We start from the raw sequence: 13,763 nt of genomic DNA on the forward strand, positions 1-13,763 counted from the left end.
GACCATCGGCTGCCTGCTCGAGGACCGGCCGGAGCTGCCGGCGGCGGCGAACCCGGACGAGGACGCCATCATCGCCCTGCTGCGCGAGCGCGGCGTCGAATACACCACCTGGCAGGGCTGGCTCAGGCTCGATGCCCACGAACTCAGCCTCGGTGCCTCATTCGACGGCGGCGAGGACATGCCGGCTGTGGCACGCGAGCGGATCAAGGTGGTGCCCCGGGCCGAGATGGTGGAGATCTCCCGCGACCAGGCCGCGGCCGCTCAGCGGTTGACGTAGAACGTCAGCACGTCGCCGCCGGGCAGCACCAGGCGCACCTTGTCGGTGCTCGTGGCCTCCGCCCGCGATCCGGGATAGGTCCGCTCCAGGCTCCGGATCAGCCGCCTGGTCTCCGCGGTGCCGCTCCCGGCGGCACCGCTTCCGGTCCGCCTTGCTGCTCCCCGCCGCAGCAGAGGCCAGGTGAATGCCACGATGTCCATCCTTGGATTGATGGTCCCCCGCCCGGCAGCCGGGCGGCGGGACTGCATCCCCGGCAGTCCCGGTTCCAGTATCCCGGCCTCTGTGCTCTACGTCACGGCGGCATGCCGCTGGGGCCCGGAAAAGATATTCTGGGCCCACCAGCAGGCAAGGATCCCAAAGGAGCATATGGCCCGGCCGCAGAACCCGCAGCGCAAGCCGCAGCTGCTCGCCGACATCCTGGACTACCTCAAGGACAAGTCGCTGGCCGAGGTGTCCTTCCGCAGCCTGGCCGAGGGGCTGGGGATCAGCAGCTACATGCTGGTCTACCACTTCGGTACCCGGGACCAGCTCATCGCCGAAATCAGCGACAGGATCTATGCCTCCCTGGGGCCGGACCTCGCGGGGGACCTGTCCGCGCTGGATCCCGCCGGATTCCGGGCGGGCCTGCTGCGGTTCTGGCGCCGCTCGCTGCAGGAGGGCAACCGCCGGCTGCAGCGGCTTGGCTTCGAGGCTGCGGTCCAGGGCGCCGACGGCGGCGGCCAGGGCCGTGCCGCCGCCGCCGTGTACCTGGCCTGGGCTGAGGCGGCGGCGGGCTGGCTGCGCGCCCGGGGTCTGGCCCCGGCAGAAGCCGGCTCCCAAGGGCGGATGCTCGCCGCGGGGGTGCACGGACTGCTCTACGACGTCGTGCTGACCGGGCAGCGGCAGGAGGCCACCGCTGCCTTCGAGGCACTGCTGGACGCCTTCCTGGCCGGGCTGGAGGCGGCCCGGCGATAGCCCCTCCGGCCGCGTCCGCTCGGTCCGGAGGGTATTCTTCCGTGGCCAACGCGAGAATACTTGAGCCATGAGCCTCTTCCGAACCAAGTCGATCGAGCAGTCCATCGCGGACGCGGACGAGCCCGGCCACCAGCTCAAGCGGACGCTGAGCACCTTCGACCTGATGATCCTGGGCGTGGCGGTTGCCGTTGGCGCAGGCATCTTCTCCGTGGGAGCCAAGGCCGCCGCCAACTATGCCGGTCCGGCCGTGACGCTGTCCTTCGTGCTGGCCGCCGTCACCTGTGCGCTGGCCATCATGTGCTACGCCGAGTTCGCCTCCACCATCCCGGTCGCCGGCAGCGCGTACACGTACACCTATGCGACCGCCGGGGAACTGCTGGCCTGGATCATCGGCTGGGACCTGATCCTCGAACTGCTGACCGCCGGTGCCGTCATCGCCAAATACTGGGGCATCTACCTGAGCAATGTCTTTGCCCTGTTCGACCTGGATGTGCCCTCGACGGTCAACTTCCTGGGCCTGCAGCTGACCTGGGGCCCGCTGCTGGTCGTGGCGGTGTTCACCACGCTGCTCGTGCTGGGCACCGAGCTGTCCGCCCGGGTGAACAACGTCTTCACGCTGATCAAGGTCGGCATCGTCCTGTTCGTCATCGTGGTCGGCTTCTCCTACGTGCGGGCGGAAAACTACACGCCCTTCGTCCCCCAATCCGTCCCCACCACCGGCGGCGGCGGAAGCGTCTGGACCCAGTCGCTCTTCTCCTTCCTCAGCGGCGCGGAGCCGGCCCAGTACGGGGTCCTGGGCATTCTTTCCGGGGCCGCGCTGGTCTTCTTCGCCTTCATCGGTTTCGACGTCGTGGCCACCAGTGCCGAGGAAGTGCGCCATCCACAAAAGACGCTGCCGCGAGGCATCTTCGGGGGCCTGATCATCGTGACCGTCCTGTACATCCTGGTGGCTCTGGCACTGACCGGCATGGTTTCCTACCGGGACCTGGCTGCCGCCGAGTCGCCGTCGCTGGCCACCGCGTTCGTCGACGTCGGCGCGGAATGGGCGGCCGAAGTGATTTCGGTGGGCATTTTGATCGGCCTGACCACGGTGATCATGGTCCTGCTGCTGGGGCTGGCCCGGGTCGCCTTCGCGATGAGCCGCGACGGCCTGCTGCCGCGCTGGCTGAGCCACACCACCGAGCACCACCGGACCCCGGCCCGGGTGCAGATCGTCTCGGGCGTGCTGGTGGCGCTGCTGGCCGGGTTCACCAATGTGGACGTGCTGGAGGAAATGATCAACATCGGCACGCTCTCGGCCTTCGTCCTGGTCAGTATCGGCGTGGTGGTGCTGCGGAAGAAACGGCCGGACCTGCCGCGCGCCTTCCGGGTCCCGGGTTCTCCGGTGGTGCCGATCCTGGCGGCGGTGCTGTGCTTCTGGCTGATGCTGAACCTGACCACGCTGACCTGGTTGCGCTTCGCCATCTGGCTCGCGATCGGCCTGATCATCTACTTCGCCTACGGCCGGCAGCATTCGCGGCTGAACCACCCGGAGTTGGTTCCGCTGGAGCACGACCGGGAGGAAAAGCACCGGCTGGCGCACGAGCAGCGGGTGCACGAGCGCGAGGAGCACCGGCGCCACGGGTCCTCGTAACCGGGAAGCGGCGCTGCGGCGGCCGTGGACGCCCGGCCGGCCCGATCGCCTACCGCGTACCGGCCTCCCGCGGTTCGCTTCGCTCGCCGCGGGGCCCTCGGCGGATACGCTGGAGCTGTGACGAACGAAATCCCGCTTGATGACGAACAGACCAAACGCGTTGTAGGCCTCGCCATGGACCTTGCCCGCGAGGGCAGGACCGGCGAGCTGGCTGAGTTCCTCGACCACGGGCTGCCGGTGGATGTCCGTGACCCGGAGGGCAATACGCTGCTGATGCTGGCCGCCTACCACGGACGCGGCGAGACCGTGGGCATGCTGCTCGAACGGGGAGGCGATCCCGACCTGCGCAACAACCGGGACCAGTCCCCGATTGCCGGGGCACTGTTCAAGGGTGAAGACGCGGTGGTGGCCAGCCTCCGCGCAGCAGGCGCGGATCTGGACGCGGGGACGCCCACGGCGCGCGATGCGGCCCGGATGTTCGGACGGGAGCATCTGCTGGCGCAACCGGGGCAATAAACCAGGGAAGCAAACCGGGGAAACAGCACTGCCCGGGACCGGCCATGGTGGCCGGTCCCGGGCAGTGCCTGGAGGTGGCGGTCAGCGTCCGTCCGCCCCCGCCGCTCGCGGCGGGTTCCTCGGCAGGCGGCGAACCCTAGACGGCGTCGGAGTTCACGTCCGCCGCGGCGATCTTGCCGGCCTGCAGGGCCTCGATGGCCTTGCGCACGCCCTCGCCGTAGGCCGGGTCGGCCTTGGTGCAGTTGGCAATGTGCCGCTCGATGGTGGCTTCGGAAGCCCCGTCGATGGCGCGGGCAGTGTTCTCGAAGAGCACCTGCCGCTGCTCGGCGGTCATCTTCTCGCGGAAGAGGATGCCGGGCTGCTCAAAGTAGTTGTCGTCGTCCTCACGGAAGTTGAACCGGTCGGCCACCGCGCCCACGGCCTGGGCCGGATCACGGTACGCCGGCTGTTCCTGCCAGCGGCCGTAGGAGTTCGGCTCGATGCCCGGGACCGCACCCTGGTTGCCATCCACGCGCATGGCGCCGTCGCGGTGGTAGGAGTTGACCAGGCCTGCGCCGCGCGGGTAGTTCACCGGGATCTGGTGGTGGTTGACACCCAGGCGGTAGCGCTGCGCGTCGCCGTACGAGAACAGGCGGCCCTGCAGCATGCGGTCCGGGGAGAAGCTGATGCCCGGCACGACGTTGGCCGGCGAGAAGGCAGCCTGCTCGACGTCGGCGAAGTAGTTCTCCGGATTGCGGTTCAGTTCCCACTCGCCGACCTCGATCAGCGGGTAGTCCTTCTTGGACCAGACCTTGGTCAGGTCGAACGGGTGGTACTTGTAGGTATCCGCGTCGGCCTCGGGCATGATCTGGACCATGAGCTTCCACTTCGGGAAGTCGCCCTGCTCGATCGAATCGAACAGGTCGCGCTGGTGCGACTCGCGGTCATCGCCCACCAGCTTGGCGGCCTCGGCGTCGGTCAGGTTCTTGATGCCCTGCTGCGTGCGGTGGTGGAACTTCACCCAGAAGCGCTCGCCGGCGTCGTTGATGAAGCTGTAGGTGTGCGAACCGAAGCCGTGCATGTGGCGGTACGTGGCCGGGATGCCGCGGTCCGACATGACGATGGTGACCTGGTGCAGGGCCTCGGGCAGGTTGGTCCAGAAGTCCCAGTTGTTCTCGGCGCTGCGCAGGTTGGTGCGCGGGTCACGCTTGACGGCGTGGTTGAGGTCGGGGAACTTCAGCGGGTCGCGGAAGAAGAAGACCGGGGTGTTGTTGCCGACCAGGTCCCAGTTGCCCTCTTCGGTATAAAACTTGACGGCGAAACCGCGGATGTCGCGCTCCGCGTCGGCGGCACCGCGCTCACCGGCGACGGTGGAGAAGCGGGTGAACAGCTCGGTCTTCTTGCCTACCTCGGAGAAGATCTTCGCGTTGGTGTACTTGGTGATGTCATTGGTCACCGTGAAGGTACCGAACGCGCCGGAGCCCTTGGCATGCATGCGGCGCTCCGGGATCACTTCGCGGTCGAAGTGGGCGAGCTTCTCCAGGAACCAGACGTCCTGCAGCAGCATCGGGCCGCGCGCGCCGGCGGTCAGGCTGTTCTGGTTATCCGGTACGGGCGCGCCCGCAACGGTGGTCAACGGCTTGGTGTTCTCAGCCATTTATCTATCGCTCCTTGTTGGATCTTCCAATGTGAAGGTCTTTCTGGTCAGTGCAGTCGGGACAGGTGCCCCAGTAGGTGACCTCGGCTTCGTCGATCGTGAATCCGTGGTCGCCTGCCGCAGTCAGGCACGGCGCGGCGCCCACGGCACAGTCGACGTCGTCGATCCGGCCGCACGACCGGCACACCATGTGGTGGTGGTTGTCGCCAACCCGGGTTTCATAGCGGGCCGGGTTCCGCGGGACCTCGATCCGGCGCAGCAGGCCGGAATCGGTCAGGTCCGAAAGAACCACGTAGACGGACTGCACCGTAATGCCCGGCAATTCCGCCCTGACGGCGCTGACAACATCCTCCGCCACGGCGTGCGGTGCGTGTTCGACGGCGTCCAGCACGGCCAGGCGTTGCCGGGTGACCCGGCGCCCGTGGTCGTGCAGGCGCTCGGCCCAGCGGGCCTCCCGCGCTGCGCGCTCCGTGACAGATTCCTTCGAACTCATGTGGCCCATGTAACCACACAATTATGAATAGCTCGTAATAAGGCGAGGCTTATTTTGTGGCTTCCGCGTTAACATGGAAGCGTGCCTGCCGGCGCTGCGGGCATAGGGAGGTGTTATGCGCGTCAGCAGCATGGAATGGCAGTGCCTGAGCGTGGAAGGCAGGGAGTTCCGGATCGAGACCCGGGGCTCGGGGCCGGATCGCTTCGTGCTGGTACCCGGAATCGGCATGTCCCCGCGGTACTTTGTCCCTCTGGTGCGGGAACTGGCATCGACCGCAACGGTGCATGCCGTGCACCTGCCCGGCTTCGGCGCGGCGCGCCGCCCAGTGCAGGCGCTGCCGATCCCGGAAACCGGCAGACTCGCCGCACAGGCGCTGCAGCAACTCCGGCCTGGCCGCTTCATCGTCGTCGGACACTCCATGGGATGCCAGGTGGGGGTCGAAATGGCGCTGGCCGACCCGGCATCCGTCCGGTCGCTGGTCCTGCTCGGGCCCGCCATCAATAGCCGGGAGCGGACCATCCGGCTGCAGCGGCGGAGGCTGATCCAGGATACCTTCCGGGAGCCGGCCATGGTGACGTGGACAGCGGTTGGCGACTATCTGCGCTGCGGACGCCGCTGGTATTTAGCCAATGCGGAGTACATGATCGGACACCGGCTGGAGGAACGCCTGCCGCTGGTCCGGGTCCCGGTGGTCCTGGTCCGGGGCGAGCACGATCCCATCGTCCCGCGGTCGTGGCTGACCGAGCTGGCGGCTGCCGGCACGACGGCGGTGGCCGTGGAGGTGCCCGGCGAGGCCCATGCCGCGATGTACCGGAACCCGGCGGCCGTGGCCCGGCATTGCCGGGAACTGGCGGCCAGATCATGAGGCGCATCGCGCATACCGCTGCCCGGCTGCCGGCCCGCGGCTGGTGGTGGCTGCTGGACTACTGCTATGCGGCCCTGAGGCAGCTGAGCGGACTGCTGTTCCGCGCCGATCCGGCGCCCTACCGGCATGCGCCGCGCCGCGACCGGCCGGTGCTGCTGATCCCCGGCGTCTACGAGAACTGGCAGTTCATGCACCGGATCGCCCGGCTGCTGCATGCGGCCGGACACCCGGTCCATGTGGTCCGTACCCTGGGCTACAACCGCGGCGAAGTGGGCAGGATGGCCGCACTGGTTGCCGGCTACCTGCGCGAGGCCGACCTGCGCAACGTGACGATCGTGGCGCACAGCAAGGGCGGGCTGGTCGGCAAGCGTGCGATGCTTTCATCCGCAGCATCCGGGCGGATCCGGCACATGGTCGCAGTCAACAGCCCGTTCTCCGGGTCCGTCTACGCCAGGTTGTTCCTGGCTCCGAGCATCCGGGCATTCTCCCCGGGCAACCGCGGCCTGCGTGCGCTGTCCGAAGACCGGTCCGTCAACCACCGGATCACCTCGGTCTTCAGCACCTTCGACCCGCACATCCCCGTCGGCAGCCATCTGCCGGGCGCCGAAAACATCGAACTGGATTCGGCAGGGCACTTCCGCACCTTGGACGATCCCTCGCTGTCGGAGATCCTGCTGCGGGCCCTGGCCGAACCGGACGCCCGGGGCTGACCAGCTGCCCGTGCCGGAGGCTGCGAACGGCGTCCGGGAGTTGCAGCTTGCGTAGAATCTGCTCATGCCCCAACTGCTCGCCGACCTCACGCCGCTGAAGGAAAGCCGGGACTTCCGGAGGATGTGGACCGGCACCTCGCTCTCCGCCGTCGGCGCCCAGCTGACCCTGGTGGCGGTCAGCCTGCAGGTGTACCAGCTGACCGGATCGACGTTGGCCGTGGGCGCCATCGGCGTGGTCGGCCTGGTGCCGCTGGTGCTGGCCGGGCTCTACGGCGGTGCGCTGGTGGACGCGCACGACCGGCGCAAGGTGGCCCTGTACTCCGGCCTGGTGCTGTGGGGCTGCAGCGCCGCCTTCGCCGTCCATGCCTGGCTGGGCCTGCGCGAGGTGTGGCTGCTGTATGTGCTGATCGCCGTGCATTCGGCCGCGGCCGGCGTCAACCAGCCCGCCCGCAGCGCGATCGTGCCGCGGCTGGTCAGCCGGCAGTCGCTGCCGGCGGCCAACGCCTTGACCATGATGACCTTCGGCCTGGGCATGACCCTCGGCCCACTGCTCGCCGGCGTGCTGGTAGCCGGTGCCGGCTTCGGCTGGACCTATACCGTCGATGTGCTGACGTTCACCGCCGCCATGTGGGCGCTGTTCAAGCTCCCGCCGATACCGCCCGAGGGCGAGGTCCGGCGGGCGGGACTGCGCTCGGTGCTGGAAGGGCTGAAGTTCCTGGGCACGCGGCCGAACGTGCGCATGACCTTCCTGGCGGACCTGGCGGCCATGGTGATGGCGCAGCCGCGCGCGCTGATGCCGGCCATCGGGGCGGTCATTATCGGCGGCGGTGAGGCCACCGCCGGTGTCCTGCTGGCCGCGGTGGCGGCCGGGGCGTTCCTTGCCGCGCTCTTCTCCGGGCCGGTCGGGCGGATCCACCGGCAGGGCCTGGCCGTGCTGGTGTGCGTGGCGCTCTGGGGCGCCGCCGTGGCCGGATTCGGCGTCGTCGTCGTGCTGGCCGGCAACGCCGGCGCTGCCGCGCACGGGCAGACACTGCCCTGGCTGGCGGCGGCCGCGCTCTGCCTGGCGGTGGCCGGGGCCGCTGACACGGTCAGCGGCGTCTTCCGGAACACCATCCTGCAGTCCGCCACCCCCGATGCGATGCGCGGCAGGCTGCAGGGCATCTTCATCGTGGTCGTCGCCGGCGGCCCGCGGCTGGGCGACGCCGTCGCCGGCGGCAATGGGCAGTGGCTCGGCGAAGGCCTGGCGGCCGTGCTCGGCGGCATCGCCTGCATCCTGCTCGTCGGGCTGCTGCACCGCCTGCAGCCGGGCTTCGCCCGTTACGACGCCCGCCGCCCCGTACCGTAGCCCGGCAGCCGCCGGAACAGCCGGACGCCGCCGAACGTTGTTACAGATGATCCGGCATGTCGGCCGGAGGCAGAAGGAGACCTGGAACGGTGCACCATCATTTCAACGGCCTGAAGACCACCCTGCTCTTCGGCGTGCTCTTTGCCATCCTGCTGGGCATCGGCGCGCTGCTGGCCGCCGGCACACGGAACAGCAGCTTCATCTGGATCATGGCGCTGATCGGTCTGGCCACGGTCGCCTACAGTTACTGGAACAGCGACAAGATCGCCATCCGCTCGATGCAGGCCTACCCGGTCAGCGAGGCGCAGCAGCCGGAGATGTACCGCATTGTGCGCGAGCTTTCGGCCCGGGCGAACCAGCCGATGCCGCGGCTCTACGTCTCGCCCACGCTGGCGCCCAACGCCTTCGCTACCGGCCGGAACCCGCGCAACGCCGCGGTGTGCTGCACCGAGGGCATCCTGCAGCTGCTCAACGAGCGGGAACTGCGCGGGGTGCTGGGACACGAACTGATGCACGTGTACAACCGCGACATCCTTACCTCATCGGTGGCGGCGGCGGTGGCCGGCGTGATCACCTCGGTGGCGCAGTTCCTGATGTTCTTCGGCGGCAGCAACGAAAACCGCAATGCCAATCCGATCGCGCTGCTGGCGATGTCCCTGCTGGCCCCCTTCGCGGCCATGCTGATCCAAATGTCCATCAGCCGGACCCGCGAGTACGACGCCGACGAGGACGGCGCCAGCCTGACCGATGATCCGCTGGCGCTCGCATCCGCGCTGCGGAAGCTGGAAACAGGCACGGCCCGGGCGCCGCTGCCGGCGGACCAGAAGCTGGTCAACACCAGCCATCTGATGATCGCCAATCCGTTCCGCGGCGGCGGGATGCGGCAGCTGTTCAGCACCCATCCGCCCATGGACGAACGGGTGGCCCGGCTCGAGCGCATGGCCGGACGCTCGCTCGGAGCCTAGCGGCGTCCGCCGCGGGCATAACCGGGTTTAATGGACCCATGCGCCTGCTCCTGATCCGCCACGGACAAACCCCCTCCAACGTCAGGGGACTGCTGGACACCGCCATCCCGGGCCCCGGCCTGACCCGGCTGGGCCAGGAACAGGCCCGGGCCCTGCCTCAGGCGCTCGCGGACGAACCGATCGAGACGCTGCTGGCTTCGACCGCGGTGCGTACCCAGCTGACCGCCTCGCCGCTGGCCGGTACCACCGGGCTGCGGATCGAGGTCCGGGACGGGCTGCGCGAAATCTCCGCCGGGGACCTGGAACTGGCGGCCGATCCGCAGGCGCACCGCGCTTATATGTCGGTAGTCTTCGGCTGGACCGCCGGGGACCTGGGCCGGCGGATGCCCGGCGGCCCGGACGGCCATGAAACCTTCGGCCGCTTCGACGAGGTGATCGCGGAACTGCTCGCTTCCGGCCTGCAGACGGCGGCCATCGTCAGCCACGGCGCGATGATCCGCAGTTGGGCCGGCGCCCGGGCGGTGAACCTGGGTCCGGACTACGTCGCCCGGAACATCCTGGGCAATACCGGTGTGGTCGTGCTCGACGGCGACGGCGACGGCGGAGGCTGGGAGGCGCTGAGCTGGATGGGCGAGGCGATCGGCGGCCGGGCGCTGCAGGGGACGCTGGCGGACGGCCCGGCGGGCGACGCCGTCGGAATGGACGGCCGGCGGCGCCGTGCCACCAGCCAGCCGGACTGATTAAGCCGGCGGCCGCCGCCATCTGGCGACGCATTCCACCTTTCAAGTTGCCACCAATGGCCGGCGCATAGCAAAATTCCATGGAGGCAAGCCTTACCTAACCTAGGCTTGGTCGACCGGAAGAAGATTTGCCGTGATTGCCAACTTTCTCATCGGCCTGCGCGAGGGCCTCGAAGCCACGCTCGTGGTCGTGCTGCTGCTGGCCTACCTGGCCAAGACCGGGCGCCGTCCGCTGGTGCCCAGGGTCTGGGCCGGCGTCGGCTTTGCCGCTGCCGTATCGGTGGGCTTCGGCGCCCTGCTGACCTTCGGGCCCCGCGGGCTGACCTTCGAGGCGCAGGAAGCCATCGGCGGCGGCCTGTCCATTGTCGCCGTCGGCTTCGTGACCTGGATGGTGTTCTGGATGGCCAAGGCCTCCCGGACGCTCGGCAGCGACCTGCGCGGCCAGGTGGACCGGGCCACCCAGGCCCGCGGCTGGGGGCTGGCCTTGGTCGCAGCGCTGGCCGTGGGGCGCGAGGGCCTGGAGACAGCGCTGTTCCTGTGGGCCGCCGCCCGGGCGACAGGGGAGACCTGGGAACCGATCGCGGGGGCCGTCCTGGGCATCGCCGCGGCCGTCCTGCTCGGCTTCCTGCTGCACCGGGGAGTGCTGCGGATCAACCTCTCCCGCTTCTTCACCTGGACCGGCGCGGCCCTGATCGTCGTCGCCGGCGGGGTGCTCGCCTACGGCGTCCACGACCTGCAGGAAGCGGGCCTCCTGCCCGGTCTGCATGCGCTGGCCTTCGACGTTTCCGCGGCGGTCCCGCCGGGCAGCTGGTATGGCACGCTGCTCAAGGGCGTCTTCAATTTCTCGCCCGCCACTACCGTCCTCGAGGCTGCCGCCTGGCTGCTGTACGTAGTGCCGGTGATGGTCCTGTTCTTCCGCAGCCTGCGCGCCGGCCACCGTCAGGCAGCCGCCGGCCGGTCCGTCTCCGCGGCCGCCTGACCGGCCCCGCCGCACCCTACCCACCCAAGGACAAACCCATGATGATGAACACCCATGCCCGCGGCGGCGCAGCCACCGTGGCTGCCACTGCCGCTCTGCTGCTTGCCGGCTGCACCGACAACACGCAGTCGTCCGCCAGCGACGGCGCCGTCCAGGTCAGCAGCACGGCGGACGCGTGCACGCTCTCCAGCACCAGCGCACCGGGCGGAACGCTGAAATTCGCGGTCAGGAACGAGGGAACCGAGGTGACCGAGTTCTATCTGCTGGCCGAGGACGGGCTGCGGATTGTCGGCGAGGTCGAGAACATCGGCCCGGGCCTGAGCCGGGACCTGGTGGTGATGGTCCCCGAGGGCAAGTACTTCACCGCATGCAAGCCGGGCATGGTGGGCGACGGCATCCGTGCCGCCTTCACGGTGGATGCCGCGCCCAAGGGACAGGAAGTCTCCGCCGGCCGGGCCGCACTGCAGCAGACCGCCGTGACCCAGTACGCCGCCTACGTCAAGGACCAGACCGAGCAGTTGCTGGCGGGGACCAAGGAGTTCGCCAAGGCGTTCGCCGCCGGTGATGAGGACACCGCGCGCGGACTGTATGCCCCCGTCCGCATGCACTGGGAGCGCATCGAGCCGGTGGCCGAATCCTTCGGCGACCTGGACCCGGTCCTGGATGCCCGCGAGGCGGACCTCGAGGAAGGCCAGCAATGGACCGGCTGGCACCGCGCCGAGAAGGACCTCTGGCAGCCTGCGTCCGGCTACCAGGCGCTAACCGCGGCGCAGCGCCAGCAGCTGGCCGACAAGCTGGTGGCCGACACCGAGGAGCTGCAGCAGCGTACCCAGGACCTGACGTTCACCCCGGACAAGCTGGCCAACGGCGCCAAGGAGCTGCTGGACGAGGTCGCTACCGGCAAGGTCACCGGCGAGGAAGAAACCTTCTCGCATACCGACCTGTGGGATTTCCAGGCCAACGTCGACGGCGCGCGGATCGCCTACGAAGACCTGAAGCCGTTGCTGGCCGGCAGCGGGACGGAGCTCGATGCCTCGCTGGCGAAGAACTTTGCGGCCCTCCAGCAGCTGCTGGACCAGCATCGGAAGGGTGAGGGCTTCGTTTACTATGACGAACTGACCGAGGCCCAGGTCAAGGAACTCAGCTCCGCCGTCGACGCGCTCAGCGAGCCGCTGTCGCGGCTGACTGCGGCGGTGGTCCGGTAGTGTCCCGCACGTCGCCCCAGCCGGCGGGGAAGGACGCGGAAGCGGCCGCCGGGCGCCGGGGCTTCAGCCGGCGTTCGCTGTTCACCGCGGCCGGTACCGGCGGGCTCGGCCTGGCCGCCGGCGTGCTGGCTGGCTCCTCGCTGGCCGGCGCGCGTGAGGCGCAGGCGGCGTCCGACGCCGTCGCCTTCCACGGCGCGCACCAGGCGGGCATTACGACGCCGGCCCAGGACCGGATGCATATGGCGGCCTTCGACGTCACCACGACGGACCGGGACGAGCTCACCGCGATGCTGCGGGAGTGGACCGCCGCCATCGAGGCCATGGCCGCGGGCCGGGAAATCGGTGCCGGCGGGGCGACCGCGGGGGACTACGAGGCGCCGCCGGAGGACACCGGCGAGGCTTCGGACCTCTCCGCGAGCCATCTGACGGTCACCGTCGGCTTTGGCCGCACGCTGTTCGAGCAGGAGGGCCGGGACCGGTTTGGCCTGGCGGCCCGGCGTCCGGCGGCGCTGATCGAGCTGCCGCATTTCCCCGGCGATGCGCTGGAGGAATCCCGCAGCGGCGGCGACATCATCGTCCAGGCCTGTGCGGACGACCCGCAGGTGGCCGTGCACGCGGTACGGAACCTGGCCCGGATCGCCTTCGGCCGGGCGCGCGTGCGCTGGTCGCAGATCGGCTTTGGACGCACCTCGTCCACCTCCAGCGCACAGACGACGCCCCGGAACCTCTTTGGCTTCAAGGACGGCACGGCCAACCTCAAGAGCGAGGATGCTGAGGCGCTGGCCGGCCACGTGTGGGTCTCCGGAGCGCAGGGCGGCGAAGCATGGATGAACGGCGGCAGCTACCTGGTTGCCCGGCGTATCCGGATGCACATCGAAACCTGGGACCGCACGAGCCTGCGCGAGCAGGAAGCGGTCATCGGACGCACCAAGCGCGAAGGCTCCCCGCTCTCGGGCGGCAAGGAGTTCACCGCGCCGGATTTCGCCCTGCAGGGCAGCGACGGTCCGTTGGTGCCGGCCGACTCCCATGTGGCGCTGGCCCATCCGTCCAGAAACGGCGGCGTGCAGATGCTGCGCCGAGGATTCAACTACACCGACGGATCGGACAGCCTCGGCCGGCTGGATGCGGGACTGTTCTTCATCGCGTTCGTCTCGGACCCGCGCACCCACTACGTGCCGATGCAGGCGACAATGGCCCGCCGGGACGCCCTGGCCGAATACCTCAGGCACACCGGGTCCGGCCTGTTCGCCGTGCCACCCGGTGTGCCCGAGGGCGGTTACCTGGGCCAGGGCCTGTTCGAGGCCTAGACGTCGGATATGAAGCGAGTCACGCCCGGCCCGAGGGGGCCAAGTCTGGCAGCAAGCCTCGGGCTTGCCACTACCCATTAGAAATATGAAGGGGCGGGGGTTACCCGAAGAGTTTCGGGGTTCCGCACCCCGGTCCGT

14 protein-coding genes and 1 pseudogene are annotated in these 13,763 nt (G+C 69.2%); 12 read left to right on the forward strand and 3 right to left on the reverse strand.

Annotated features, from left to right (window positions below):
* Positions 1 to 277 (forward strand): annotated as a pseudogene (locus LVY72_RS06110) (pyridine nucleotide-disulfide oxidoreductase); the annotation flags it as partial.
* On the opposite strand, the gene LVY72_RS06115 reads toward LVY72_RS06110, so the two are convergent.
* Positions 262 to 468 (reverse strand): hypothetical protein, encoded by a 207-nt coding sequence (locus LVY72_RS06115; RefSeq protein ID WP_237818765.1) that lies wholly within the window; start codon positions 466 to 468, stop codon positions 262 to 264. The pseudogene LVY72_RS06110 and the gene LVY72_RS06115 overlap by 16 nt on opposite strands.
* Positions 469 to 643: 175 nt before the next feature.
* On the opposite strand from LVY72_RS06115, the gene LVY72_RS06120 reads away from it, so the two are divergent.
* The 3 genes from LVY72_RS06120 to LVY72_RS06130 all read left to right on the forward strand — a co-directional run bounded on the left by LVY72_RS06120 (position 644) and on the right by LVY72_RS06130 (position 3,380).
* Entirely contained in the window at positions 644 to 1,231 is a 588-nt protein-coding gene (locus LVY72_RS06120; protein ID WP_237818767.1) for a TetR/AcrR family transcriptional regulator, read from the forward strand.
* A gap of 67 nt (positions 1,232 to 1,298) precedes the next feature.
* The gene (locus tag LVY72_RS06125) at positions 1,299 to 2,864 is read left to right on the forward strand and encodes an APC family permease (RefSeq protein WP_237818769.1); all 1,566 of its coding nucleotides are present in this window, start codon (positions 1,299 to 1,301) and stop codon (positions 2,862 to 2,864) included.
* Between the two features lie 174 nt (positions 2,865 to 3,038).
* The gene (locus LVY72_RS06130; RefSeq protein ID WP_237819351.1) at positions 3,039 to 3,380 is read left to right on the forward strand and encodes an ankyrin repeat domain-containing protein; all 342 of its coding nucleotides are present in this window, start codon (positions 3,039 to 3,041) and stop codon (positions 3,378 to 3,380) included.
* Between the two features lie 136 nt (positions 3,381 to 3,516).
* Here LVY72_RS06130 and LVY72_RS06135 read toward each other — a convergent pair whose 3' ends face one another.
* Both LVY72_RS06135 and LVY72_RS06140 read right to left on the reverse strand, forming a co-directional pair.
* Entirely contained in the window at positions 3,517 to 5,016 is a 1,500-nt protein-coding gene (locus LVY72_RS06135; protein WP_237818771.1) for a catalase, read from the reverse strand.
* A 4-nt stretch (positions 5,017 to 5,020) separates the two neighbouring features.
* Positions 5,021 to 5,509 (reverse strand): Fur family transcriptional regulator, encoded by a 489-nt coding sequence (locus LVY72_RS06140; RefSeq protein WP_237818773.1) that lies wholly within the window; start codon positions 5,507 to 5,509, stop codon positions 5,021 to 5,023.
* A gap of 115 nt (positions 5,510 to 5,624) precedes the next feature.
* Here LVY72_RS06140 and LVY72_RS06145 point away from each other — a divergent pair, with 115 nt between their 5' ends.
* The 8 genes from LVY72_RS06145 to efeB all read left to right on the forward strand — a co-directional run bounded on the left by LVY72_RS06145 (position 5,625) and on the right by efeB (position 13,625).
* Positions 5,625 to 6,374, forward strand: a complete 750-nt coding sequence (locus LVY72_RS06145) for an alpha/beta fold hydrolase (protein ID WP_237818774.1) — start codon at positions 5,625 to 5,627, stop codon at positions 6,372 to 6,374.
* Positions 6,371 to 7,084 carry an esterase/lipase family protein gene (locus LVY72_RS06150; protein WP_237818776.1) on the forward strand — a complete coding sequence of 238 codons (714 nt, stop codon included), beginning with the start codon at positions 6,371 to 6,373 and terminating at the stop codon, positions 7,082 to 7,084. Before LVY72_RS06145 ends, LVY72_RS06150 begins: the two co-directional genes overlap by 4 nt.
* Positions 7,085 to 7,148: 64 nt before the next feature.
* On the forward strand, positions 7,149 to 8,429 hold the full coding sequence (locus LVY72_RS06155) for an MFS transporter (protein WP_237818778.1): 1,281 nt from the start codon (positions 7,149 to 7,151) through the stop codon (positions 8,427 to 8,429).
* A gap of 89 nt (positions 8,430 to 8,518) precedes the next feature.
* A complete protein-coding gene (gene htpX / locus LVY72_RS06160; protein WP_237818780.1) occupies positions 8,519 to 9,394 on the forward strand; it encodes a zinc metalloprotease HtpX in 876 nt (291 codons plus the stop codon).
* Positions 9,395 to 9,432: 38 nt separating this feature from the next.
* Positions 9,433 to 10,134, forward strand: coding sequence for a histidine phosphatase family protein (locus LVY72_RS06165; protein WP_237818782.1), 702 nt, complete (start codon positions 9,433 to 9,435; stop codon positions 10,132 to 10,134).
* Between the two features lie 133 nt (positions 10,135 to 10,267).
* Positions 10,268 to 11,113, forward strand: coding sequence for an iron uptake transporter permease EfeU (efeU, locus tag LVY72_RS06170; RefSeq protein ID WP_237818784.1), 846 nt, complete (start codon positions 10,268 to 10,270; stop codon positions 11,111 to 11,113).
* A gap of 38 nt (positions 11,114 to 11,151) precedes the next feature.
* On the forward strand, positions 11,152 to 12,318 hold the full coding sequence (gene efeO / locus LVY72_RS06175) for an iron uptake system protein EfeO (protein WP_237818786.1): 1,167 nt from the start codon (positions 11,152 to 11,154) through the stop codon (positions 12,316 to 12,318).
* Positions 12,318 to 13,625: an iron uptake transporter deferrochelatase/peroxidase subunit gene (efeB, locus tag LVY72_RS06180; RefSeq protein WP_237818788.1), complete on the forward strand. Its 1,308-nt coding sequence runs from the start codon at positions 12,318 to 12,320 to the stop codon at positions 13,623 to 13,625. The genes efeO and efeB overlap by 1 nt, the downstream gene beginning before the upstream one ends.
* Positions 13,626 to 13,763: the final 138 nt, after the last annotated feature.

Origin of the sequence: Arthrobacter hankyongi, assembly GCF_022012395.1 — a bacterium.
GTDB classification, from domain to species: domain Bacteria; phylum Actinomycetota; class Actinomycetes; order Actinomycetales; family Micrococcaceae; genus Crystallibacter; species Crystallibacter hankyongi.

What these genes read in the sequence shown, in the direction of transcription:
- LVY72_RS06120 (WP_237818767.1), top strand. Translation starts at nt 644, where the DNA reads ATGGCCCGGCCGCAGAACCCGCAGCGCAAGCCGCAGCTGCTCGCCGAC.
- LVY72_RS06155 (WP_237818778.1), top strand. Translation starts at nt 7,149, where the DNA reads ATGCCCCAACTGCTCGCCGACCTCACGCCGCTGAAGGAAAGCCGGGAC.
- LVY72_RS06165 (WP_237818782.1), top strand. Translation starts at nt 9,433, where the DNA reads ATGCGCCTGCTCCTGATCCGCCACGGACAAACCCCCTCCAACGTCAGG.
- LVY72_RS06140 (WP_237818773.1), bottom strand. Translation starts at nt 5,509, where the DNA reads ATGAGTTCGAAGGAATCTGTCACGGAGCGCGCAGCGCGGGAGGCCCGC.
- LVY72_RS06135 (WP_237818771.1), bottom strand. Translation starts at nt 5,016, where the DNA reads ATGGCTGAGAACACCAAGCCGTTGACCACCGTTGCGGGCGCGCCCGTA.
- efeO (WP_237818786.1), top strand. Translation starts at nt 11,152, where the DNA reads ATGATGATGAACACCCATGCCCGCGGCGGCGCAGCCACCGTGGCTGCC.
- LVY72_RS06145 (WP_237818774.1), top strand. Translation starts at nt 5,625, where the DNA reads ATGCGCGTCAGCAGCATGGAATGGCAGTGCCTGAGCGTGGAAGGCAGG.
- LVY72_RS06130 (WP_237819351.1), top strand. Translation starts at nt 3,039, where the DNA reads ATGGACCTTGCCCGCGAGGGCAGGACCGGCGAGCTGGCTGAGTTCCTC.
- LVY72_RS06125 (WP_237818769.1), top strand. Translation starts at nt 1,299, where the DNA reads ATGAGCCTCTTCCGAACCAAGTCGATCGAGCAGTCCATCGCGGACGCG.
- LVY72_RS06150 (WP_237818776.1), top strand. Translation starts at nt 6,371, where the DNA reads ATGAGGCGCATCGCGCATACCGCTGCCCGGCTGCCGGCCCGCGGCTGG.